Genomic DNA, 22,009 nt, shown 5'->3' with positions numbered 1-22,009 from the left:
CCGGGCTTTTTCATGGGGTGACGATCAGCCGCGGCCGGGCAGCATGCGCCGCACGGTGTCGTCCTTGCTGATGAAGTGGTGGAACAGCGCGGCCACCGCGTGCAGGCCGATCAGCCAGTAACCGAGAACGGCCACGGTCTCGTGCAGCTCCTTGATCTGCCCGGCGAGGTCGGGGTTCTTGCCGATCAGCGGCGGCAGTTCCAGGCCGAAGAAAGGGATCGGCTTGCCGGCGGCGCTGAGGATCAGCCAGCCGGCGAACGGCAGGCCCAGCATCAGGCCGTACAGCGCCAGGTGCATCAGCTTCGCCAGGGCGTTCTGCCAGGCCGGCGGATTAGGGGTGATCGGCGGGGTAGGCGAGAGGAAGCGTGCGGCGATGCGCACGAACACCAGGGCAAATACCGAAAGGCCCAGCATGAAGTGCCATTGCTTGAGCAGTTCGCGGGTCTCGCTGCCTTTGGGGAAGTTGCCCTTCAGCTCGATGGTGGCGTAGACGGCGGCGATCAGCAGCAGCATCAGCCAGTGCATGGCGATGGAAAGTTTCCCGTAGCGGGAGGTCTGGGTGGTCATCACGGCTCCTTGTTGTCCCGCATCGTGGTGGCGGGCTTGTCCTCAGCTTAGCGGCTGGGCCTTAAGTGAAAATGAAGCAGGTCAAAGAACGGGGGATTCGCCGCCCCTGGGCGGGGCGGCGGAGGGGTCAGGGCTTGGCCTGGCGCTTGGCGATGGCCTTGACCAGGCGCTCGGCCAGGGCCGGGTAGTTTTCGTCGTAGTGGTGGCCGCCGGGCAGGCCCAGCACTTCGCCGATGGCGCCGGGCTGGGTGCAGCCGCTGTCCTTGGCTTCGTCCTTGCCGTACACGCAGAGCACCTTCTCCGGCGGCAGCTTGGCCAGTTCCGGGCCGGTGGCCGCTTCCTGGCCGGCCTTGCCCAGCCAGCCCTGCACTTCGATCTCGAAGCTGCCGCTGCGGGCCAGGGCCAGCAGCAGGATGGCGTCCACCTGCTGCTGGTCGGTTTTGGGCAGGCGGTTGTAGAAGGCCGGCAACACGTCGGCGCCGAAGGAGTAGCCCGCCAGGACGAAGCGCTTGGCGCCCCATTGCTCGCGGTAGCGCTTCATCAGGCGGCTGAGGTCGGCTGCGCCCTGCTCGGGGCTCTTGTGCTGCCAGAAATAGCGCAGCGCGTCGATGCCGACCACGGAGTGATCGAGCTTGGCCATTTCTTCGGCCACGGCGCGGTCCAGGTCGCGCCAGCCGCCGTCGCCGGAATAGAACAGGGTGACGGTGTCGGAGGGATGGTCCGCCGGCACTTCCACCACCGGCATCTGGCTGCCACCGCCTTCCAGCAGGCTGCGCAGGCGCTCGTTGAGCAGCTCGGGCAGGCTGGTGTCGTAGTCGCTGATGCCGGTATCGGCGTTGGCCTGGTCACGGGCGAAGGCCGCGCTGGGGTCGTCCGGGTTGTCGTTCCAGGCGATGGTCCAGTGGCCGTGGGGCGCTGCCTTGGGCAGCGGGGCGCTGCAATCGGGCTGGTCGAGGCTGAAGTCGATGGATAGGGCGCGGGCCTGGTCGTTGCCCTGGCCGGCCAGCCAGCGCCAGGCGAAGGCTGCACCCGGCCCGATGCCGGCCACCAGGGTCGGGTCGCCTTCCAGCACGGTGCGGGCCAGGCCCAGCAGGTGCTGCTGGGCATCGCAGTTGTCAGCGGGCAGTTGCAGCTGGACGAGGCGTGCGCCGCCGTCCTGGGCCAGGGTCAGCAACTGGGCCTCGTTCAGCTGTTGCTTGGCGTCCACCACCAGCAGCACGCGGGCACGGGTCTCGCCCGGGGGCAGGGCGATGGTGGCGCGGCTGCCGTCGGCCAGGGTGCGTTGTTCCACCCGGGCTTGCGGCGAGGGGCGGCCCCACAGCAGCAAGGCGGTGCCCACCACGAGCACGAGGAAGATGATCAGCAGGCGGTGCCAGTGGCGTTTGAGCATGGGTCCCTCAGCGTTTGACCAGTCCAGTGAAGCCGCCCGCGATCAGGGCTGCGGTATCGGCCAGTGCCACCAGGGGGTCAAGGCCCGGCGGTACGGCCATGTAGCGGGGCTCCCAGTCCGGCTGGAACTTGTCCTTGAAGCGGCGCAGCCCCTGGAAGTTGTAGAACTGCTCGCCACGGCGGAACACCAGGGCGCCGAGGCGCTGGGTCAACGGCGCGCCGCGACGGGGCTGCAGGCCGGCCAACGGCACCATGCCGAGGCTGAAGCGCTCCACGCCCCGCTCCTTGAAGTGCAGCAGCAGGTTGAGCATGAGGAATTCCATGGTCAGCTTCGGCGCTTCCGGGTGCACCCGCATCAGATCCAGGCTGGCCAGCTCCTGGCTGTCGGTCTCCAGCAGGTTGGCAAAGGCCATGGGGCGGCCTTCGAAGGACACCACGGCGATGCGGAAGTACTTCAGGTAGTCCGGGTCGAAGCGGCCCAGGGAGAAGCCTTTCTCGCGCACGTTCTTGCCCTGCATCCAGGCATCGGAGATTTCCCGCAGCGCTTCGATGGGCGCTTCGCCCGCTTCGTGGAAGGCCAGGGTCAGGCCGTCGCGCTGGCCCCGGCTGAGGGTGTAGCGCAGGTCCTTCATGGCCTTGTTCTTGGCGTCCAGGTCGAAGCGGCGCAGGTCCACGCGGGCCTCCTCGCCGAGCTTCAGGGCGCTGAGGCCGATGTCCATGTAGTAGGGCAGGTTCTCCGCGCGCACCTGGTAGAACACCGGACGGGCGTGGTGCACGTCGCACAGGTCGCGGAACTGCCAGATCAGCTCGGCGCGGTGGTTGGCCTTGCCGATGGGGTCGAATAGCGCCACCAGGCTGCGGCCACGGCGGGCGAACATCAGGAAGGCGTCTTCCTCCGGGTGGAACAGCAGGGCCTTGTCGCCGGTCAGCACCAGGCCGCCATCGGGCTGGGCGGAGCCACGGACGATGCGCGCTGCCTTCAGCAGCTCTTCCTCGGTGGGTTCGTGGATCACCAGGGGCACCGGACGCAGCAGCCACACCAGGCCCAGGCCGGCCAGCAGCAGGCCGCTGCCCAGGGCGGCGCGCAGGGTGCGCGGCGCGTCGGCGTCCACGGCGAACTGCCAGAACAGCTCGCGGCTGTAGGGCACGTCCTGGTAGGCGAAGAACATCAGCCAGATCGACGCAGCCAGCACGCAGGCGGCCGCAGCGAGGTTCACCGGGGAGAACGGCACCTCCAGCAGGCGGCTGGGGCGGTAGAAGGCGCTGCGGAACATCGCCAGCAGCGAGGCGGTCAGCAGCAGCAGGGTGGCCTCTTCCCAGTCCACGCCCTTGAGCATCGACAGCACCGCGCCGGTCACCAGCAGCACCAGGGTCAGTGCCCAGGCTGCCGACAGCCGCCGGCGCAGCCCGTGGGCCAGCAGCAGGCAGAGCACGCCCACCAGGCTGGCGGCCAGGTGCGAGGCGTCGATCAGGCGGTGGGGGATGAGGAAGCTGAGGTCGTCCAGGCGGGTGTCGATGGCCGGGGTGGCGCCGGAGAACAGCAGCACCACGCCGGAGAGGAACACCATCAACGACAGCACCGGCGCCGCGAGGCCCGAGGCACTGCGCATGGCCTGGCGGCCAGCCGGCAGGAAGCGCTGGGCTTCGTTCACCAGCAGCAGCATGCAAGCGACTACCAGCGGCAGCCCCACATAAATGAGGCGATAGAGCAGCAGCGCAGCGGCCAGCGGGGCTGCACCGAGCTGGCCGGCGAAGGCGGCCAGCAGCACCGCTTCGAACACGCCGACGCCACCGGGCACGTGGCTGAGTACGCCGGCCGCCAGGGCCAGCAGGTACACCAGCATGAAAGCGCCCAGGGGCGGCGCCTCCGGCAGCAGCAGGTAGAGCACGCTGGCGGCTGCGCAGACGTCCACCAGGGTGATCAGCAATTGCAGGCCCGACAGGCCCAGGCCGGGCAGGCGTACCCCACGGCCCAGCAGGCGCACGCTGATGCAGCCGGGCACCGGGGCTTCGGGTTCGCGCAGGCGCGAGAACCAGAACACCGCCAGCAGGGTGAGGCCGAGTACGGCGCCGGCGATCAGCGCCACCATCGAGGGGGCCAGGCGCAGCGCCTGGGAAGCCGCGTCCAGGTTGCTCAGCGCGGCAACGGCTGCCAGCGGCGGCAGGGCCGAGCCCAGCGCCAGGCTGGCGAACACCGTGACCCGGGCGATATCGGGCGCACTGACGTTGTCGCGGCTATAGAGGCGGTAGCGCACCGAGCCGCCGGTGACCACCGAGAGGCCGATGGCATTGCCGATGGCCGAGGCACAGAAGCTGCCCAGGGCCATGCGTGGCAGTGGGATGCGCACGCCGGCGAAGCGCAGGCCGGACCACTCGTAGCCCACCAGGGCCATGAAGCTCACCGCCGTGGCGCCGACGGCCGCCAGCAGGCTGCTCACCGGCACGTCGTGCAGGGCACCGCGCAGGGCGTTGGGGTCGAGTTCGCGCAGCAGGTGCCAGCAGGCCACCAGGCCGATGGTGAAGAGAAGGAGGGTAAAGGCCAGCCCCAGGGGTTGCCGGTAGGCACTCAGGCGGTCGAGCCAGCGCAACTGGTTGGCGTCGACCGGTTGCTCGTCATCAGGCAGGGCGGATTCGTCGGGTGTAGCGGGGCTGGCGCGCATCGAGCACCTCATGGAAATTTGCGCCACAGGATGTGGGCTGGACGTTCAAGTTCCAAGCCCCGGCGTGCAATTTTTCCCTGGCGCTCCTGGCGGTAGAGGAAAACACCCCACAAAAGAAAAGGCCACTCGTTTGAGTGGCCTTTCTTTGTTTGGTTGCGGGAGCTGGATTTGAACCAACGACCTTCGGGTTATGAGCCCGACGAGCTACCAGACTGCTCCATCCCGCGTCTGTGGGTCGGCATTCTAGCGATTAATCTGGCCCTGTCAACAACTGATTTCTGAAAAAGTGGTTTTTCATCAGAAACTTAGCGCGTCGAAACGGCTCCATCCCGCGTGGTACATGGCCTGCAGCTGGGAGAATTGTTTACTCAAGGGGGTAGGAAAGACCTCGAGGCCGGTACGGGGTAGGGACCGGCCTCGAGGGTGCCGGTCCTTCCATTACCAGGCACCCGAGCAGGCTAGCGGGAGGCTGGCTGGGAAAGTTGTCAGAAAAGGGTAGGAGATTTCTGATTGGCGATCCGGGCGTTGAAGCGTGTCCGGCGGTGGGGATACTGGCCGGGCGGTCGTACCCGGTACGGCCGTCGCCTCTCCCGGCGAGCCCCACTCCTTGAGTGGGGCTTTTTTCGTCAGGGTTGGCGGTTCTTGCCCAGCCCGACTGCGTAATCGTTCCGGAGGACTCCTCATGCTCGATGCGATCCGTCGCACCATCCTGCACCCTGCATTGGCCCTGCTGCCCGAAACCCTGTCCGGGCGCGAGGCGGAGGTGCTGCTGCTGGCCAGCGGCCTGGCCGCCAGTGGCTTCCAGACCCGGCGGGATGCCCGTGGCCCGGGCCGGGGTTACTGGCGGGCCTTGCCCGACGGGGTGATGGTCGGTGGCGTGCTGCGGGCGGCGCAGACCCGCGACCTGGCCGTGGCGGTGTGCGATGCCCGGCAGGTGCCGCCGATTGCCGAGCGGGTCTACAGCGCGCTGGAGCATGACGATGTGCTCGCCGCTGCCCTGGCGCGCCTGCTGTTATGGAGCGACCCGGCCAGCCTGCCGTCGCTCGGGGATGAGGCCGGTGCCTGGGCCTGCTACCAGCGCCACTGGGCCGTCGACGAGGTGGCTCGCCGGGACTGGCCCGCCCATTACCAGCGCGCGCTGGCTGCCTGCCCTGCCTGACCCCGCCGGCCCGGCCCTCACGCGGCCGGGCCGCCTTGCCGCGAATCCGCTAGAATCCGCCTCCCTTCATATGGACGTGCGCCCCGCCTGCGCAGCCGTGACCCGTGCCGCCTCCATGAGCCAGCGGAAGATCATCCACATCGATTGCGACTGCTTCTACGCCTCCATCGAGATGCGTGACGACCCCAGCCTCGTGGGGCGGCCGCTGGCCGTTGGTGGCTCGGCGGATCGTCGCGGGGTGATCGCCACCTGCAACTACGAGGCGCGGGCCTATGGCGTGCGCTCGGCGATGTCCTCGCGCCACGCGCTGAAGCTGTGCCCGGACCTGCTGATCGTCAAGCCGCGCTTCGAGGCCTACCGCGAAGCCTCGAAGGCCATCCACGGCATCCTCCGGGACTACACCGAGCGCATCGAGCCGCTGTCCCTGGACGAGGCCTACCTCGACGTCACCGACAGCCCGCACTTCAGCGGCAGCGCCACCCGCATCGCCCAGGACATCCGCCGGCGGGTCTGGCAGGAGCTGCGCATCACCGTCTCCGCCGGGGTGGCGCCGAACAAGTTCCTCGCCAAGATCGCCAGCGACTGGCGCAAGCCCGATGGCCTGTTCGTCATCACCCCCGACCAGGTGGAGGCGTTCGTCGCCGAGCTGCCGGTGGCGAAGCTGCATGGGGTGGGCAAGGTCACGGCCGACAAGCTCGGGCGCCTCGGCGTGCACCTCTGCTCGGACCTGCGGGAATGGAGCCTGACGGCACTGGCGCGGGAGTTCGGCAGCTTCGGCGAGCGCCTCTACAACCTGGCGCGTGGGCACGACGAGCGCCCGGTGCAGGTGGACAGCCGGCGCCAGTCATTGAGCGTGGAGAACACCTACGACCATGACCTGCCGGACCTGGCGGCCTGCCTGGAGCGCCTGCCGGCACTGCATGAGGAGCTGGAACGGCGCCTGGCGCGGCTGGATGCCAGCTACCGGCCGGACAAGCCGTTCGTGAAGCTGAAGTTCCTCGATTTCACCCAGACCACCCTGGAGCAGGCGGGGGCCGGGCGGGACCTGGACAGCTATCGGTTGTTGCTGGGCGCCGCCTTCGCGCGGGGCGAGCGCCCGGTGCGGCTGATCGGCATCGGCGTGCGCCTGCAGGACCTGCGCGGCGCCGCCGAACAGCTCAGCCTGTTCTGACGCCGACTCAGCGCTCCGGCCAGAGGCGCAGGGCCTTGCCTTCGGCCGGCCACAGGCGCAGTTGCTCGGTGGCCGAGAAGTCCCAGCGCTGCACGTTGGGGAGGAAGTCCAGGAAGCGCTGTTCCTGTTCCATCAGGGCTGGGGCACAGGCCTTGCGGGTGCTGCCCACCGGACCGAAGCTCAGGCGCTCGCCCTCCAGGGTGTAGGGGGCGAACCAGTGGTTGCAGCCGGCATTGCCGTAGGCGCGGCCATCGTGGCCCAGGGTCAGCGTCAGGTGGCTGCGGTCGATCAGCGGGCGCTCACCGATCCACTCCACCTGGTAGGTACGTTCGGTTTCCAGGGTGGGGCCTTCGGTGGCGCAGCCGGCGAGGGTGGCGCCGACCAGGGCCAGCGGCAGGGCGAGTCGTTTCATCACACGGTCTCCTGGCAGGTGGGGCAGAGGTGGCGACCGTCACGCTTGGCCCAGCCCAGCTCGGCGATGCGCGCTTCGGCGGCGGGTGTCTCGGCGGGCTTGCCCAGGCTGGCGTCCACGGCGAATTCGAAGTCCAGGCGCTTGCCGCAGGCGTCGCAGTCGACCTTCCACTGCAGGATCGACAGCTCCTTGAACGCCGGCCCCTTGGCCACGGCCAGCCACTGGCCGGGCGGGTTGATCAGGTGGCGGACCTTCTCCACCTCCAGGCGCATGGACAGCTCGCGGCTGCCGCGCAGGGTGACCAGCAGGGTGTCGCCATCCTTCACCGAGCCACCGACCCCGGTGACCTGGTAGCGGCCCGGCGCGAGGGCGCGGCATTCGTTGAGGGTGTGGGCGGGGTTGAGCAGGGTGTAGCGGAAATCGTGTTCGGCCATGGGTCCTCCGGAATCGACGCGCATGCTAACAGACTAGGCGTCTTCATCGGATTGCGAAGGCGCGCCGCGGCGCCTTCGCACAGGCTCAGGCTTCGACCCGGTTCACCGGCGCGCCGCTGGCCCAGGCGCTGATGTTGTCCAGGGTGGTGCGGGCGATGGCGGCCAGGGCCTCGCGGGTGAGGAAGGCCTGGTGAGCGGTGACGATCACGTTGGGGAAGGTCAGCAGACGGGCCAGCACATCGTCCTGCAGCGGCAGGTCGGAACGGTCCTCGAAGAACAGGTTGGCCTCCTCTTCATAGACATCCAGGCCCAGGTAGCCCAGTTGGCCGCTCTTCAGCGCCTCGATCAGCGCCGGTGTCTCCACCAGCGCGCCGCGCCCGGTGTTGATCAGCATGGCGCCGCGCTTCATGCGCTGCAGGCTGTGGCTGTTGACCAGGTAGCGGGTGCCGTCGTTCAGCGGGCAGTGCAGGCTGACGATGTCGCTCTCGGCCAGCAGCTCGTCCAGGGGCACGTAGCGCCCGCCCAGGGCTTCCACCGCCGGGTTGGGGTACGGGTCGTAGGCCAGCAGGGCGCAACCGAAGCCGGCCATGATGCGGGCGAACACTTCGCCGATCTGCCCGGTGCCCACCACCCCGACGCGCTTGCCCACCAGGTCGAAGCCGGTCAGCCCGTGGAGGCTGAAATCGCCCTCGCGGGTGCGGTTGTAGGCGCGGTGCAGGCGCCGGTTCAAGGCCAGGACCAGCGCCACCGCATGCTCGGCGACGGCGTGGGGCGAGTAGGCCGGCACCCGTACCACCGTGAGCCCCAGCTGCTGGGCGGCGTGCAGGTCGACGTGGTTGTAGCCGGCCGAGCGCAGGGCGATCAGCTGGGTGCCGCCTTCGGCCAGGCACTCCAGCACCGGGGCGGAAAGGTCGTCGTTGATGAAGGCACAGACCACCGCATGGCCCTGGGCCAGTGCGGCGGTGTCCAGGGTCAGGCGGGCGGGCTGGAAGTGCAGGTCGAGGTCGGACGAACAGGCCTGGAAGCTGTCGCGGTCGTAGGTCTGGGTGCTGAACAGGATGGTTCGCATGGGCGCTCCTTTATAGGTGCCCGGAGTCTAGGAATCCCTTCCCGCCGGGGCCTTGCCCCAGGTCAGCTCAGCCGGCCTCGGCCGCCAGGCGCTCGATGGCGCGGTCCAGGTCGTCCAGGGCTTCGCGGCTGGTCGGGTCGTTCTTCTTCAGCAGGGTCTCGCTGCGCTGGCAGGCGGCCCGCAGCTGGGGCACGCCGCAGTAGCGCGTCGCGCCATGCAGGCGGTGCACCCGCTCCAGCAGCGTGGCGCGATCATCCGCCTCCAGCGCCTGGCGGATGGCCTGGCGGTCGGCGTCCAGGGAGGCCAGCAGCATGCCCAGCATGTCGGCGGCGAGGTCGGCCTTGCCGGCGGCCAGGCGCAGGCCTTCCTCCGGGTCCAGCACCGCTGGCTCCTCCTGGGGCGCGGCGGGCTCGGCGGGGCGCTCCGCTACCGGGCCCTGGAGCGCCAGGCCGGTCCACTTCAGCACCACCTGGGCCAGTTGGCGCTCGCCGATGGGTTTGGTCAGGTAGTCGTCCATGCCGCCCTGCAACAGGGCGCGCTTCTCGTTGGCCAGGGCGTGGGCGGTGAGGGCGACGATGGGCACCGGGCTGGTTTCGTGGTTGGCCTCCAGGCGGCGGATTTCCTCCGTGGCCTGGCGCCCGTCCATGCCGGGCATCTGCACGTCCATCAGCACCAGGTCGAAGGTCTGCTGGCGCACCGCGTCCACGGCACCGTAGCCGCTGTCCACCGCCGTCACCTCGGCGCCCATGTCGCCGAGCAGGGTCTTCACCAGCAGCAGGTTGGCCGGGTTGTCGTCCACGCAGAGGATGCGCGGTGCCCGCTGCACCACCGGCATCGGCGCCTCCACGCGGACCGGGCGCGGCCCCACCAGGCTGCTGAGGGCACGGTGCAGCTTGCGGGTGCAGGCCGGCTTGGCCTGCAGCTGGTTGTGGGAGTCGGGCAGCACCGGGTGGTACAGCGCCTGGTCGGTGGTGGGGCAGAGCACCAGGCTCTTGCAGCCCAGTTGTTCCAGGTCCCAGATGTATTGGGCGAGGCGCTCCGCCGGCAGTTCCGCGGTGCTCGCGGCCAGCACGGCGAAGCCGATGGCCTGCGGCCCCTGGCGCTGGGCGGCGACCTGCTCCAGCAGGGCCTCCAGGCTGGGCGCATCGAGTACTTCCAGGCCGCAGTCCTCCAACTGGTGGCGCAGGGCCTGGCGGGTCAGCTCCTGGGGCTCGAAGACGATGGCACGACGCCCGGCCAGGGTGGCCTTGGGCAGGTCGTCGGCATCGTCGCGGGCCTTGGGCAGGCTGATGCTGATCCAGAACTCCGAGCCCGCGCCCGGGGTGCTGGCCACACCGATCTCGCCGCCCATCTGTTCCACCAGGCGCTTGGAGATGACCAGCCCGAGGCCGGTGCCGCCGGCCTGGCGCGAGAGCGAGTTGTCGGCCTGGGTGAAGGCCTGGAACAGCGCCCGCAGGTCCTCGTCGGAGAGGCCGATGCCGGTGTCCTGCACGCTGATGCGTAGCTGTACCAGGTCCGGCTCGCTGTCGTCCTCGAGCATCGCCCGCACGGCGATGGTGCCCTCGCGGGTGAACTTGATGGCGTTGCTCACCAGGTTGGTCAGCACCTGCTTGAGGCGCTGAGGGTCGCCCATCAGGTGCACCGGGGTGTCGCGGTACACCAGGCTGACCAGTTCCAGGCGCTTCTCGTGGGCGGCCGGGGCGAGGATGGTCAGGGTGTCCTGGATCAGGTCGCGCAGGTTGAAGGGGATGTTCTCCAGCACCAGCTTGCCGGCCTCGATCTTCGAGAAGTCGAGGATCTCGTTGATGATCCCCAGCAGGCTCTCGGCGGACTGCTCGATGGTGCCCAGGTAGTCCTGCTGGCGCGGCGACAGCTCGCTCTTCTGCAGCAGGTTGGTGAAACCGAGGATGCCGTTGAGCGGCGTGCGGATCTCGTGGCTCATGTTGGCGAGGAACTCGGACTTGATGCGGCTGGCCTCCAGGGCCTCCTTGCGCGCCAGGTCCAGCTCGATGTTCTGGATCTCGATGGTCTCCAGGTTCTGCCGCACGTCCTCAGTGGCCTGGTCGATGTTGTGCTGCAACTCTTCCTGGGCGCTCTGCAGGGCCTCGGCCATGCGGTTGATGCCGGCGGCCAGCTCGTCCATCTCGTGGTTGCCCAGTTGCGGCAGGCGGGTTTCCAGGCGGCCTTCCTTGAGCAGCGCGACACCCTGCTTGATGCGCCGCAGCGGTTCGTTGATGGAGTGGCTCATGCGCAGCGCCAGCAGCGCGGTGACGGCCAGGCCGGCGGTGATCAGCATCAGGCTGGCGAACAGGCTGCGGTAGCCGCGCAACAGGGTGCCGTGGTGGGACATCTCCAGTTCCACCCAGCCCAGCACCTTGTCACCTTCGCCGGGTGGCGCGTCGCCGGCGAGCACCCGGTGGCGCTCGAACACCGGCAGCATGAAGCGCGTGGCATCGGTGTTGCTGATCTGGCTGGTGTGGCTGCCGTCGTTGTCCGGGCTGCCGTTGAGCATGCTCGGCCCGGCGTGGGCCAGGCGCACCCGGTCGAGGCTGAGGAAGCTCACCGCGCGCACGTCGGGCTGGTCCAGGGCGTTGTCGGCGATGCGTTCCAGCAGCAGGCCGTCGCCGCGCACCAGGGCGGGGGCGGCCAGGGGCGCGAGTTGCTCGGCGATCATCTGCCCGCGCTGCAGGAGCTGGGCCTGCATGTCGGAAAGCTGGGCCCAGATGAAGTAGCCGCCCAGCACCATGGCCAACAGGCTGGTGGGGAGCAGGGTCAGCAACAGCACGCGACCCTTGATGCCGAGATCCTTGAACACGCCGGAATCCTTTAGACGAAAGTGCCCGAAGTGTAGCGACTCGCCCGGTGGGAATCTGCCTGCCGTTTTGACAGAATGCGCGCTCTTTTAGGAATGCTTCGTATTCGCTGGTGCAAGTCATGAACAATTGCTCGCCGGGGGCCGCCCGCATCCTGGCCATCGAGGACGACCCGGTGCTGGCCGCCCACCTGGCCGACCACCTCGGGCGCCGAGGTTTCGAAGTGGTCCTGCAGCACGACGGCGAGGCCGGCCTCGGGCTGGCCCGTCGCGAGCCCTTCGACCTGATCCTGCTGGACATCCTGCTGCCCGGGCGCAACGGCCTGGAGGTGCTCGGCGAGCTGCGCCGGGAGCGTGGCGTGCCGGTGATCCTGATGTCCGCCCTGGGCGCCGAGCAGGACCGCATCGCCGGCTTCAGCCGGGGCGCCGACGACTACCTGCCCAAGCCCTTCAGCCTGGTGGAGCTGCAGGTGCGCGTCGACGCAGTGTTGCGCCGGGTGGCCTATGAGCGCCGGGGCGCGGTCACCGCCGCAGCGCTGGAGGAGCCAGGCCTGCAGTTCGATGACGTCAAGGGCGATGTCGCCTGCGAGGGCAACTGGGCCGGGCTTACCGGCACCGAGTACCGCCTGCTGGAGACCCTGGTCCGCCACGCCGAGGAGGTGCTCAGCAAGGCCTTCCTTTATCAGCAGGTGCTGCACCGGGCCTATTCCCAGCACGACCGCAGCCTGGACATGCACGTCAGCCACATCCGCCGCAAGCTCGTTGCCGCCGGCTACACCAACGGCCGTGTGGAAACGGCCTGGGGCAAGGGCTACCTGTTCACCCGGCAGGACGCCTGACATGCCCGGGCGGCGTTCGCTGTTCTGGCCCCTCGCGGTGTTGCTGGTGGCCTTCAGCGTGCTGGTGATCTGGCTCGCCCGCGCCTGGGGCGAGTACGTCGAGTTGCAGAGCTACCACCTCACCGAGGCTGCCCAGGCCCGGCTCAACCACTACGCCGCGGAGGCCGAGCAGGCCTGGCGGCGCGACGGCCGGGCCGGTGTGGACCGCTGGCTGGAGCGCCACCAGGCCCGCGAACCGGATTGGGCCGTGGTGGTGGGGCCCGACCTGCGCAGCCTCGGCAGTCGCCCGCTGAACGCAGAGGAGTATGGGCGCCTGACCTTCATGCGGCGCGTCGACTGGCCCATGAGCAAGCGCAGTGGCGGGCTGCCGATCCTCAGCCTGCCGTTCCCCGAGGCACCGGATGCCGGCCAGCTGGTGATGCGCCTGCCCGAGCGCTACCTGCCCGGCGGGTTCAGCCTGCTGGCGCGCTTCGTGATCCACGGCGTGGTGCCGGGGGCCCTGGCCTTCCTCCTCTGCGTCGGGCTGTACCGCCTGCTGCTCGCCCCGTTGCGTCACCTGCGCGAGCAGGCCAACGCGCTGCGCGGCAACCACCTGTCCACCCGGGTTTCACCCGAGGTCAGCCGCCGTCGCGATGAACTGGGCGAGCTGGCCCGGGCCTTCGACCACATGGCCGAGCGCCTGGAAACCACGGTGGAGCACCAGCGCCAATTGCTTTGCGACCTCTCCCACGAGCTGCGCACGCCGCTGAGCCGGCTGCGGGTGGCGGGGGAGAGCGAGCTGGAGATCGGCCAACTGCGCCAGCGCCTGGAGCGCGAGGTGCAGTGCATGCAGAAGCTGGTGGACGACACCCTGGAGCTGGTGTGGCTGGACACCGAGCGCCCGCAGCTGCCACGGGAGGTGATCGACGTGGCCTCGCTGTGGGCCGTGCTCAGCGAGGACGCCTGCTTCGAAAGCGGCTGGCCGCCGGAGCGCCTGCGCTGCGAGCTGCCGACGGACTGCCGCGTCCACGGCAACCTCAACGGCCTGGCCCAGGCCCTGGAGAACGGCCTGCGCAACGCCATCCGCCATTCCCCGCCGGACGGCACGATCCGCCTCGGTGCACAGCGCGGGGATGAGTACTGGCAGCTGTGGCTGGAGGATGAGGGCGGCGGCGTGGACCCGGCCCAGCTGGAAGCCATCTTCCGGCCCTTCACCCGCCTCAGCAGTGCCCGGCCGGGGGGCGAGGGCTTCGGCCTGGGCCTGGCCATCGCCCGCGGCACCCTGCGCTCACAGGGTGGTGACCTGTGGGCGGAGAACGGCGCGCGGGGCTTGCGCCTGTGCCTGCGTTTGGAAAATGTATAGTTTGTAAATGATCTTTACTGTCAAATAAGAATAAATACCATTTGCGCCGACCCGCGTCCGACTCGGGCCTGCCAAATGAAGACTAGCGCGGTCGCTCCGCCTGCATCGGCATGCCCCGTCCCACGTGACTGCCCGATTGCCCAAGGAGTGCCCCATGACGCAGCCGCGATTCACCCTCAACCCCTTCGCCCTGGCCCTGCTGGCCGCCTCTGCGCCGGCCTGGGTCCAGGCCGAGACGCTGGAGCTGGCCGACGACGTCGCCGAGCAGGCCCGGGCAAAGGTCGGTGAAGCCGCCGAGCAGGCGCTGGAGCTGCAGGAAACCCGCGTGATCGGCACCGCCGAGCAGGAGCTGAAGCAGGCCCCGGGGGTTTCCATCATCACCGCCGAGGACATCCGCAAGCGTCCGCCGGCCAACGACCTGTCCGACGTGATCCGCCGCGAGCCGGGGGTCAACCTCACCGGCAACAGCACCAGCGGCAACCGTGGCAACAACCGCCAGATCGACCTGCGCGGCATGGGCCCGGAAAACACCCTGATCCTCATCGACGGCAAGCCCTCCACCTCGCGCAACGCCGTGCGCTACGGCTGGAACGGCGACCGCGACACCCGTGGCGAGACCAACTGGGTGCCGGCCGAGGAAGTCGAGCGCATCGAGATCCTCCGTGGCCCGGCCGCTGCCCGCTACGGCTCCGGCGCCATGGGCGGCGTGGTCAACATCATCACCAAGCGCCCCACCCAGGAGCTGCACGGCTCGATGACCGTGTTCACCCAGCTCCCCGAGGACGATGCCGAGGGCGCCAGCCGTCGCACCAACTTCAACCTCAGCGGCCCGTTGAACGACGCGCTGGCCTTCCGCGTTTACGGCGGCATGAGCAAGACCGATGCCGACGACGCCGACCTCAACGCCGGCCACCAGAGCGACCCCACTTCCCTGGTGGCGGGCCGTGAAGGCGTGCGCAACAAGGACGTCAACGGCCTGCTCAGCTGGCAGCTCAACCCCGAGCAGAGCCTCGACCTGGAGGCCAGCTACAGCCGCCAGGGCAACATCTTTGCCGGCGACACCATGCTCAACAACGGCGGCGCCTTCGTCAGCGGCCTGGTGGGCTCGGAAACCAACGTGATGCAGCGCAGCGCCTATTCGCTGACCCACAACGGCGACTTCGAATGGGGCACCTCCAAGGCCAGCCTGGCCTACGACTACACCCGCAACTGGCGCCTCAACGAAGGCCTGGCCGGCAGCTCCGAAGGCGCGCCTGCCAACGGCGCCGGGGCCTTCACCTCGCGCCTGCGCAACACCCGCGCCAGCGGCGAGGTGAACCTGCCCCTGAGCCTGGGGTTCGAGCAGATGCTCACCCTGGGGGGCGAGTACCTCTACGAGGTCCTCAACGACCCGGGCTCCCTGCGTGCCCAGACCTTCGACCCGGGCAGCGCCGGTGTACCGCCCATCCCCGGCTTCAGCCGTGGCAATACCAAGACCGACGCCCGCAGCTACGCGCTGTACGCCGAGGACAACATCGAGCTGGACAGCCGCACCACCGTCACCCCGGGCCTGCGCTACGACCAGCACGAGGAGTTCGGCGGCAACTGGAGCCCGAGCCTCAACGCCTCCCACAAGCTCACCGATGAGCTGACCCTGAAGGGCGGCATCGCGCGCGCCTACAAGACGCCCAACCTCTACCAGTCCAACCCCAACTACCTGCTCTACAGCATGGGCAACGGCTGCAACGCCGGGCAGACCAACAGCGGCGGCTGCTACCTGGTGGGCAACCCGAACCTGGAGGCGGAAACCAGCATCAACAAGGAAATCGGCCTGGCCCTGGACATGGGGCAATGGCGCGCCAGCGCCACCTACTTCCGCAACGACTACAAGAACAAGATCGTCGGCAGCAACAACTTCACCTACCGCCTGGCCAACGGCCGTCGCGTGCAGCAGTGGGAGAACGCCGGCAAGGCGGTGGTGGAAGGCATCGAGGGCAACCTGTTCATCGCCCTCGACCCGAGCCTGGAGTGGAACACCAACCTCACCTACATGATCCAGTCCGAGGACCGCGACACCGGCGAGCCGCTGAGCATCATCCCCGAGTACACCGTCAACACCACCCTGGACTGGTACGCCACCGAGCAGCTCTCCCTGCAGGTCAGCGGCACCTACTACGGCAAGCAGGAAGCGCCCTCGCTCAACCAGCGCACCAATCAGGCCTACGCCACCACCGCGCAGAAGGACGTGGACCCCTACGGGCTGATGGGCGTCAGCGCCGGCTACGCGTTCAGCGAGAACTACAGCGTGCGCCTGGGCATCAACAACCTGTTCGACAAGCGCATCTACCGCGAAGGCAACGCCAGCGACGCCGGCGCCAACACCTACAACGAACCGGGCCGGTCGTACTTCGCCTCCGTCACCGCCTCGTTCTGACCTGGGCTCCTGGCCTGCCGGAAACGGCGGGCCCATGCCCCGCCGGGTGCTCCGGCGGGGCCTTTTCATGATGGATGCAGCGCATGAGCCTCTGGCACGACGGCTACCTGGCCGATGCCCCTTATCCCCACCTGGTCCAGCCGGAACTCGCACCGAGCTGGATGGTGGCCACCCTCACCGCCCTTGGGCGCAGCGCCCCGGACATGTCCCGGGGCTTTCGCTATTGCGAGCTGGGCTGCGGCCAGGGGCTGGGCAGCCTGCTGCTGGCAGCGGCCAACCCGGCTGGCGAGTTCGTCGCGGTGGACTTCAACCCCCGGCACATCGCCCACGGACGTGACCTGGCCACCCGGGCCGGGCTCGGCAACCTGCGCTTCGTCGAGGCGGCGTTCGACGGGCTGGCCGGGCAGGACCTGGGCGAGGGCTTCGACTTCATCGTCCTGCACGGCGTCTATTCCTGGGTGTCGCCGGCCAACCGGGCGGCCATCCGCAGCTTTATCCAGCAGCGTCTGCGGCCTGGTGGCGTGGCCTACCTGGGCTACATGACCGAGCCGGGCCTGTCGGCGTTCCGTGCGGCGCAGCGCTTCATCTGGCAGCACGCCCGGCAGGCATCTGGCACGCCGGCGCAACGCCTGCGCAGTGCCTTCGCCGCCCTGCGTGGCTGGCAGGCGGCGGGGGCCGGCTACTTCGTCGAGCACCCTGACGTGGCCCGGCGGCTGGACGCCGGCGAGCCGGAGGACCTGGCCCAGCTTGCCCATGAACTGCTCTGCGAACACTGGGAGCCCCTGCCGGTGGCCCAGGTGATGGGCGAGTTCGCGGCGATCGGCCTGGACTACGCCGGCAGTGCCGTGCCGCTGGAGAACATCGACGCGCTGTCGGTGCCTGGCGCCTGCCTGCCGCTGCTGGAGGCGCTGCAGACGACCGAGGCCCGCGAGACGGCCAAGGACCTGGCGCGCAACCAGTCCCAGCGGCGCGACCTCTACCAGCGCACGGGCCAGGCGCTGGCGCCGGCGGCCCATCGCCAGGCCTTGCTGGAGGGCTGCTGGGCGGCATTGCCGGGGGCGCCGACCCGGGGAGGCCTGCGCTTCGACACCCGCATCGGCCCGGTGGAGGGCGAGGCGTCGCTGTTCTCGCCGTTGCTGCAGGCCCTCGCCGAAGGGCCCCAGGGCTTCGCCGAGCTGGCCCGGCGGCCGGCATTGGCGCCGCAGCTCGGCCAGCTCAACCGGGCGTTGCAGATGCTCACCTGGGCCGGGCATGCCCACCCGCTGACGCCGGGGCTGGTGGCGGAGGAAGCCGGTCAGCGGCTCAACCGCCTGCTGGCCGAAGGGGCGCTGGCCGGGGCCGGCTATCGCCACCTGGTGGCGCCCAGCCTGGGGGCGTCCATCCCCGTTACGGCGCAGCAGATGGCCCTGGCGCGGGTGCTGCTGGAGCTGCCGGGCCTGCGCGGCGGCCTGCTGCGCGAAACCGGCCTGGCCCTGCTGCGCCGCGAGGGCTGGCAGGTGCAGGTGGACGACGCACAGCTGAACCAGTTCGAACACGCCGTGCTGCCGGTCTGGCGGCAACTGGGCGTGGTGCCATGACCCCGTGAGGAGCCTGTTCATGACCCTGTCCCTGCCGGCCTGGGCGCCGGTTCTTTCGCGTGTGGTGGCCGCCTTGCTCGGCGGCTATGCCTTCACCTACGCCTTCACCGCCGCGCTGGCGCGGCTGCTGCCGCTGCACCCGGTGGATGCGTTGCTAGTGGCCAGCCTGCCGTGCTTCGTGGTCTACACCCTGGCGGTGTGCTGGGCCTTCGCCGCCCGCACCGCCCTGCGTGCCTGGCTGGGGTTGGCCCCGGCGCTGCCGCTGGCAGCCCTGGGCTTCTGGCCGCGCCTGCTGGAGTGGCTGGCATGAAGAAGACCTTCACCCAGTCCATGGCCTGGCTGCACACCTGGGGCGGCCTGCTGGCCGGTTGGCTGCTGTTTGCGGTGTTCCTCACCGGGACGCTGGCGGTGTTCGACCAGGAGATCGATCACTGGATGCACCCGGAGGTGCGCGACACCCCGGTGCCCACCGCCGAGGCCGCCGAGCGCGGGCTGGCCTACCTGCGGCAGCACCATCCCGAGGCACGGGCCTGGACCCTGAACCTGCCCACCGAGCGCTCGCCGGGGTTGTCCGTCTCTGCGGGCGAGCGTCGCCACGGCGGTGGCGTGGCCCTGGACCCGGCGACGGGGGAGGTGCTGCCGCAACGTGACAGTGCCGGCGGGCTGTTCTTCTTCCGCTTCCATTTCACCCTCGACCTGCCGCGCATGCTCGGCATCTGGGTGGTGGGCCTGCTGGCGCTGGGCATGCTGGTGGCGCTGCTGACCGGCATCGTCATCCACAAGAAGTTCTTCAAGGAGTTCTTCACCTTCCGCCCCGGCAAGGGCCAGCGCTCCTGGCTGGATGCCCACAACGCCACGGCGGTGCTGTTGCTGCCGTTCCACCTGATGATCGCCTACACCGGGTTGGCGATCTTCCTGCTGATCTACATGCCGGCGGCGCTGGAGAGCCTGTTCGACGGTGACGTCGAGGCGTACTTCCACGCCCAGTCCGGCACCGAGGAGGCCCACCCGCCCCGTGGCCAGACGCAGCCGGCCCCTCTGGCCGCGCTGGCGCCGATGCTGGCCGAGGCCGAGCGGCAGATGGGGCCGGTGGGTGGCGTGGTGATACGCCATCCCGGGCGCAGCGATGCCCGGGTGGAAGTGCGGCGGGTGCTGGGCAACCGCATCGCCCTGACCAAGGGGCAGAACATGGTTTTCGACGGGGTGACCGGGGCGCTGCTGCAGGCGCCGCCGGCCATGCGCGCCAGCGTGCTGACCCACCGGGTGATCATGGGCCTGCACTTCGCCCAGTTCGGCGGCTACCCCATGCGCTGGCTGTACTTCCTCTGTGGGCTCGGCGGCTGCGTGATGATCGCCACCGGCCTGCTGCTCTACGAGGTGAAGCAGCGGCGCCAGGCCAGCCCTGGCATGGGCGCGCGCCTGGTGGCGGCGCTGAACCTGGCGGCGGTGGCTGGCCTGGGCGTGGCCTGCGTGGGGCTGCTGTGGGCCAACCGCCTGCTGCCGCTGGAGCTGGCCGGGCGCGCACAGTGGGAGGTGCGGGTGTTCTTCCTGCTCTGGCTGGCCTGCCTGGTCCACGCCGTGTGGCGGCCCGGGGCGCGGGGCTGGAGCGAGCAGCTCGGCTGTGGCGCGGCGCTGTGCCTGGGCGTGCCGTTGCTGGGCTGGGCCACCGGCGGCGGGGCAGGGGATTTCACCCGCGGCATGCTGGAGGTGACGGCCGTTGCCATCGGCCTGTTGCTGGCCGGGTGTGCCTGGCGCGTGCAGCAGCCGGCGGCCGTGCGCCCGGTGCGGGTGCGCCGCCCGAAGGCGGAGGTGCAGGGATGAGCCTGATGCTGAGCGTGGCGGCGGGCCTGGCCCACGGCGGAATGGCCGCGTTGTGCCTGGGCCTGCCCCGGCATTTTCGCCAGGTGTGGCAGCGTGAGCCGCCGCCCGCACTGCGGCGTGGCCTGCGGGCGGCGGGCTGGTGCCTGTTGGCGTTGGCCTTGCCGGCGAGTGCGGCGTTCTGGGGCTGGGCGATGGGGCCGGTAGCCTGGTTCGGGCTGGTGTCCCTGTCGGGGTTGTTGCTGGCGCTGCTATTGCCCTACCGGCCCAGGCTGGCGGCGTGGTTGCCGCTGGGCTGGCTGCCGGTGATGGCCGTCTTGGGCGTGGTCCAGGGGCTGCCCTGAATCTCAGCCCGCGCTGCCCTGCTGGTAGGCCTCCAGGGCCTGGCGGTCACTGTCGTCGCCCAGTTCGGCAGCGCGCTGGTAATAGGGCAGGGCGAGGGCGCGGATGTCGGCGTGCCGGGCCTGGGCGAGGCGGGCGCGGCTTTCCCGGAGGAAGTTGAGGTTGCCGCCGGCCAGGGCCAGGCGCAGCCAGTGCAGGGCGCCTGCCAGGTCGCCCTGGTCGGCCAGCACGGTGGCGTGGCTGAACTGGCCACGGAAGTCGCCGGCCTCGGCGGAGCGCCGGTACCAGGCGTGGGCGCGCTCGGGGTCGGCGGGCACGCCGATGCCTTCTTCATGGAAGCGCCCGGCGAAGTTCATCGCCTTGGCGTGGCCCTGGGCGGCGGCGCGCTCGTAGAGGGCCAGGGCCTGGGCCGGGTCCTTCGCCACGCCACGTCCGGCGGCCAGCAGGTGGGCGTAGTTGTAGCAACCCCAGTCGAGACCGGCTTCCATGGCCTGGCGGAAGGCCCGGGCGGCGCCGGGCAGGTCCACCTCGCCGCCCCAGCCCTGTTCCAGGCAGCGGCCGAGCATGTTGTGGGCCATGGGGTCGCCCTGGGCGGCGGCGATGCGGAACCACTGTCGCGCCAGCGCCGGGTCGCGTTCGATGCCGCGCCCGTCCAGCAGCAGCTGGCCCAGCAGGGTCTGCGCGGGCACCACGCCTTCACGGGCGGCGGCCAGCACGGCGCTGGCGGCCTGGCGCGGTTCGCTGGCCAGGCGTTGCTGCAGGGCCTCGCGGTCGAGGATGTCGGTGCGGGTCAGGGTGAGGGACATGGGCGGCATGGCCAGGGGAAAGGCGGCGAATAGTATTCATTTCCATTTGTGCTGTAAAACCACGGGCGCTGCCTTTCCAAATGCCATTCCGTTCCATGGATATAGCGCTAAGCCATAAGCGGAAACGCTTGTGCGATATGGCGTAGAGGGGTTTGCCGGTATCATGGGCGCCCCTCTGAGTCTGGATCGCAGAACCGCCATGACCCTGCAGTACCCAACCATCGCCGACTGCATCGGCAACACCCCGCTGGTGCGCCTGCAGCGCCTGGGGGGCGACACCCGCAACACCCTCCTGGTCAAGCTCGAAGGCAACAACCCGGCCGGCTCCGTGAAGGACCGCCCGGCCCTGTCGATGATCACCCGTGCCGAGCTGCGCGGTGACATCCAGCCCGGCGACACGCTGATCGAGGCCACCTCCGGCAATACCGGTATCGCCCTGGCCATGGCGGCGGCGATCAAGGGTTACCGGATGATCCTGATCATGCCGGACAACATGAGCGCCGAGCGCAAGGCGGCGATGACCGCCTACGGCGCCGAGCTGATCATCGTCAGCAAGGACGAGGGCATGGAAGGTGCCCGCGACCTGGCCGAGCGCATGCAGGCCGAAGGCCGTGGCAAGGTGCTGGACCAGTTCGCCAACGGGGACAACCCCGAAGCCCACTACGTGGGGACCGGCCCGGAGATCTGGCGCCAGACCCAGGGCACCGTGACCCACTTCATCAGCTCCATGGGCACCACCGGCACCATCATGGGCACCTCGCGCTACCTCAAGGAGCAGAACCCGGCGATCCAGATCGTCGGCCTGCAGCCCCAGGAAGGCTCGGCCATCCCCGGCATCCGCCGCTGGCCCCAGGAATACCTGCCGAGGATCTACCAGGCCGAGCGCGTGGACCGCGTCGTCGACATGGCCCAGTCCGAGGCCGAGGACACCATGCGCCGCCTGGCGCGCGAGGAAGGCATCTTCTGCGGCGTGTCCTCCGGCGGTTCGGTGGCGGCCATGCTGCGCCTGTCCCGCGAGGTGGAGAACGCCGTGATGGTGGCGATCATCTGCGACCGTGGCGATCGCTACCTGTCCACCGGTGTGTACGACGCGCGCCCGTGATGACTCCGATTTCCCGTCCTGACCTTCGCCCGGGGCGTTACTCGCTCCGGGCCTATCGCATTCACCTGTCCACCGCGCCCGTGCACGGGGGCAGCCG

Annotated in this window: 18 protein-coding genes and 1 tRNA gene; 10 read left to right on the top strand and 9 right to left on the bottom strand. The window is 69.6% G+C overall.

The window, feature by feature from the left end; translation table 11 throughout:
- Window positions 1–24: 24 nt before the first annotated feature.
- From RTK35_RS16695 to RTK35_RS16680, 4 genes are all read right to left on the bottom strand, one after another.
- Window positions 25–567 carry a cytochrome b gene (locus RTK35_RS16695; RefSeq protein ID WP_222900082.1) on the bottom strand — a complete coding sequence of 181 codons (543 nt, stop codon included), beginning with the start codon at window positions 565–567 and terminating at the stop codon, window positions 25–27.
- A gap of 127 nt (window positions 568–694) precedes the next feature.
- A complete protein-coding gene (locus RTK35_RS16690; RefSeq protein WP_208273074.1) occupies window positions 695–1,957 on the bottom strand; it encodes a virulence factor family protein in 1,263 nt (420 codons plus the stop codon).
- 7 nt (window positions 1,958–1,964) lie between these two features.
- The gene (gene mprF / locus RTK35_RS16685; RefSeq protein WP_316908516.1) at window positions 1,965–4,616 is read right to left on the bottom strand and encodes a bifunctional lysylphosphatidylglycerol flippase/synthetase MprF; all 2,652 of its coding nucleotides are present in this window, start codon (window positions 4,614–4,616) and stop codon (window positions 1,965–1,967) included.
- A gap of 150 nt (window positions 4,617–4,766) precedes the next feature.
- A tRNA-Met gene (locus RTK35_RS16680) sits at window positions 4,767–4,843 on the bottom strand.
- Window positions 4,844–5,298: 455 nt separating this feature from the next.
- Between RTK35_RS16680 and RTK35_RS16675 the strand changes: the two genes are divergently transcribed.
- Both RTK35_RS16675 and dinB read left to right on the top strand, forming a co-directional pair.
- Window positions 5,299–5,775: a hypothetical protein gene (locus RTK35_RS16675; RefSeq protein WP_316908515.1), complete on the top strand. Its 477-nt coding sequence runs from the start codon at window positions 5,299–5,301 to the stop codon at window positions 5,773–5,775.
- A gap of 115 nt (window positions 5,776–5,890) precedes the next feature.
- On the top strand, window positions 5,891–6,946 hold the full coding sequence (dinB, locus tag RTK35_RS16670) for a DNA polymerase IV (protein WP_044414228.1): 1,056 nt from the start codon (window positions 5,891–5,893) through the stop codon (window positions 6,944–6,946).
- A 7-nt stretch (window positions 6,947–6,953) separates the two neighbouring features.
- Here the strand turns inward: dinB and RTK35_RS16665 are convergent, their stop codons facing one another.
- The 4 genes from RTK35_RS16665 to RTK35_RS16650 form a co-directional block, all read right to left on the bottom strand.
- Complete coding sequence (locus RTK35_RS16665) at window positions 6,954–7,358, bottom strand: META domain-containing protein (protein ID WP_044414227.1); 405 nt, start codon at window positions 7,356–7,358, stop codon at window positions 6,954–6,956.
- Entirely contained in the window at window positions 7,358–7,792 is a 435-nt protein-coding gene (locus RTK35_RS16660; protein ID WP_044414224.1) for a hypothetical protein, read from the bottom strand. The genes RTK35_RS16665 and RTK35_RS16660 overlap by 1 nt, the downstream gene beginning before the upstream one ends.
- Window positions 7,793–7,877: 85 nt before the next feature.
- Window positions 7,878–8,861, bottom strand: coding sequence for a 2-hydroxyacid dehydrogenase (locus tag RTK35_RS16655; protein WP_142015361.1), 984 nt, complete (start codon window positions 8,859–8,861; stop codon window positions 7,878–7,880).
- Window positions 8,862–8,928: 67 nt separating this feature from the next.
- Complete coding sequence (locus RTK35_RS16650) at window positions 8,929–11,676, bottom strand: response regulator (RefSeq protein WP_316908514.1); 2,748 nt, start codon at window positions 11,674–11,676, stop codon at window positions 8,929–8,931.
- Between the two features lie 119 nt (window positions 11,677–11,795).
- Here RTK35_RS16650 and RTK35_RS16645 point away from each other — a divergent pair, with 119 nt between their 5' ends.
- The 7 genes from RTK35_RS16645 (at window position 11,796) to RTK35_RS16615 (ending at window position 20,006) form a co-directional block, all read left to right on the top strand.
- A complete protein-coding gene (locus RTK35_RS16645) occupies window positions 11,796–12,512 on the top strand; it encodes a response regulator transcription factor (RefSeq protein WP_308724254.1) in 717 nt (238 codons plus the stop codon).
- 1 nt (window position 12,513) lies between these two features.
- Window positions 12,514–13,854 (top strand): sensor histidine kinase, encoded by a 1,341-nt coding sequence (locus tag RTK35_RS16640; RefSeq protein ID WP_316908513.1) that lies wholly within the window; start codon window positions 12,514–12,516, stop codon window positions 13,852–13,854.
- Window positions 13,855–14,008: 154 nt separating this feature from the next.
- Window positions 14,009–16,267 (top strand): TonB-dependent siderophore receptor, encoded by a 2,259-nt coding sequence (locus RTK35_RS16635; RefSeq protein WP_172434435.1) that lies wholly within the window; start codon window positions 14,009–14,011, stop codon window positions 16,265–16,267.
- Window positions 16,268–16,350: 83 nt separating this feature from the next.
- The gene (locus RTK35_RS16630; protein WP_316908512.1) at window positions 16,351–17,844 is read left to right on the top strand and encodes a class I SAM-dependent methyltransferase; all 1,494 of its coding nucleotides are present in this window, start codon (window positions 16,351–16,353) and stop codon (window positions 17,842–17,844) included.
- 19 nt (window positions 17,845–17,863) lie between these two features.
- Complete coding sequence (locus RTK35_RS16625) at window positions 17,864–18,154, top strand: iron transporter (protein WP_074971906.1); 291 nt, start codon at window positions 17,864–17,866, stop codon at window positions 18,152–18,154.
- Complete coding sequence (locus RTK35_RS16620; protein ID WP_316908511.1) at window positions 18,151–19,665, top strand: PepSY-associated TM helix domain-containing protein; 1,515 nt, start codon at window positions 18,151–18,153, stop codon at window positions 19,663–19,665. Before RTK35_RS16625 ends, RTK35_RS16620 begins: the two co-directional genes overlap by 4 nt.
- Window positions 19,662–20,006 (top strand): DUF3325 domain-containing protein, encoded by a 345-nt coding sequence (locus RTK35_RS16615; protein WP_316908510.1) that lies wholly within the window; start codon window positions 19,662–19,664, stop codon window positions 20,004–20,006. The genes RTK35_RS16620 and RTK35_RS16615 overlap by 4 nt, the downstream gene beginning before the upstream one ends.
- A gap of 3 nt (window positions 20,007–20,009) precedes the next feature.
- Here the strand turns inward: RTK35_RS16615 and RTK35_RS16610 are convergent, their stop codons facing one another.
- Window positions 20,010–20,810 carry a tetratricopeptide repeat protein gene (locus tag RTK35_RS16610; RefSeq protein ID WP_316908509.1) on the bottom strand — a complete coding sequence of 267 codons (801 nt, stop codon included), beginning with the start codon at window positions 20,808–20,810 and terminating at the stop codon, window positions 20,010–20,012.
- Between the two features lie 199 nt (window positions 20,811–21,009).
- Between RTK35_RS16610 and cysM the strand changes: the two genes are divergently transcribed.
- The gene (gene cysM / locus RTK35_RS16605) at window positions 21,010–21,912 is read left to right on the top strand and encodes a cysteine synthase CysM (protein WP_069562225.1); all 903 of its coding nucleotides are present in this window, start codon (window positions 21,010–21,012) and stop codon (window positions 21,910–21,912) included.
- Window positions 21,913–22,009 lie beyond the last annotated feature (97 nt).

Origin of the sequence: Pseudomonas sp. zfem003 (assembly GCF_032621675.1) — a bacterium.
Lineage (GTDB): Bacteria > Pseudomonadota > Gammaproteobacteria > Pseudomonadales > Pseudomonadaceae > Metapseudomonas > Metapseudomonas otitidis.
The sequence above is the reverse complement of the archived record's forward strand: the minus strand, read 5'-3'. Positions and strand labels throughout refer to the sequence as shown.

What these genes read in the sequence shown, in the direction of transcription:
- RTK35_RS16695 (WP_222900082.1), bottom strand. Translation starts at nt 567, where the DNA reads ATGACCACCCAGACCTCCCGCTACGGGAAACTTTCCATCGCCATGCAC.
- RTK35_RS16690 (WP_208273074.1), bottom strand. Translation starts at nt 1,957, where the DNA reads ATGCTCAAACGCCACTGGCACCGCCTGCTGATCATCTTCCTCGTGCTC.
- mprF (WP_316908516.1), bottom strand. Translation starts at nt 4,616, where the DNA reads ATGCGCGCCAGCCCCGCTACACCCGACGAATCCGCCCTGCCTGATGAC.
- RTK35_RS16675 (WP_316908515.1), top strand. Translation starts at nt 5,299, where the DNA reads ATGCTCGATGCGATCCGTCGCACCATCCTGCACCCTGCATTGGCCCTG.
- dinB (WP_044414228.1), top strand. Translation starts at nt 5,891, where the DNA reads ATGAGCCAGCGGAAGATCATCCACATCGATTGCGACTGCTTCTACGCC.
- RTK35_RS16665 (WP_044414227.1), bottom strand. Translation starts at nt 7,358, where the DNA reads ATGAAACGACTCGCCCTGCCGCTGGCCCTGGTCGGCGCCACCCTCGCC.
- RTK35_RS16660 (WP_044414224.1), bottom strand. Translation starts at nt 7,792, where the DNA reads ATGGCCGAACACGATTTCCGCTACACCCTGCTCAACCCCGCCCACACC.
- RTK35_RS16655 (WP_142015361.1), bottom strand. Translation starts at nt 8,861, where the DNA reads ATGCGAACCATCCTGTTCAGCACCCAGACCTACGACCGCGACAGCTTC.
- RTK35_RS16645 (WP_308724254.1), top strand. Translation starts at nt 11,796, where the DNA reads ATGAACAATTGCTCGCCGGGGGCCGCCCGCATCCTGGCCATCGAGGAC.
- RTK35_RS16640 (WP_316908513.1), top strand. Translation starts at nt 12,514, where the DNA reads ATGCCCGGGCGGCGTTCGCTGTTCTGGCCCCTCGCGGTGTTGCTGGTG.
- RTK35_RS16635 (WP_172434435.1), top strand. Translation starts at nt 14,009, where the DNA reads ATGACGCAGCCGCGATTCACCCTCAACCCCTTCGCCCTGGCCCTGCTG.
- RTK35_RS16630 (WP_316908512.1), top strand. Translation starts at nt 16,351, where the DNA reads ATGAGCCTCTGGCACGACGGCTACCTGGCCGATGCCCCTTATCCCCAC.
- RTK35_RS16625 (WP_074971906.1), top strand. Translation starts at nt 17,864, where the DNA reads ATGACCCTGTCCCTGCCGGCCTGGGCGCCGGTTCTTTCGCGTGTGGTG.
- RTK35_RS16620 (WP_316908511.1), top strand. Translation starts at nt 18,151, where the DNA reads ATGAAGAAGACCTTCACCCAGTCCATGGCCTGGCTGCACACCTGGGGC.
- RTK35_RS16615 (WP_316908510.1), top strand. Translation starts at nt 19,662, where the DNA reads ATGAGCCTGATGCTGAGCGTGGCGGCGGGCCTGGCCCACGGCGGAATG.
- RTK35_RS16610 (WP_316908509.1), bottom strand. Translation starts at nt 20,810, where the DNA reads ATGTCCCTCACCCTGACCCGCACCGACATCCTCGACCGCGAGGCCCTG.
- cysM (WP_069562225.1), top strand. Translation starts at nt 21,010, where the DNA reads ATGACCCTGCAGTACCCAACCATCGCCGACTGCATCGGCAACACCCCG.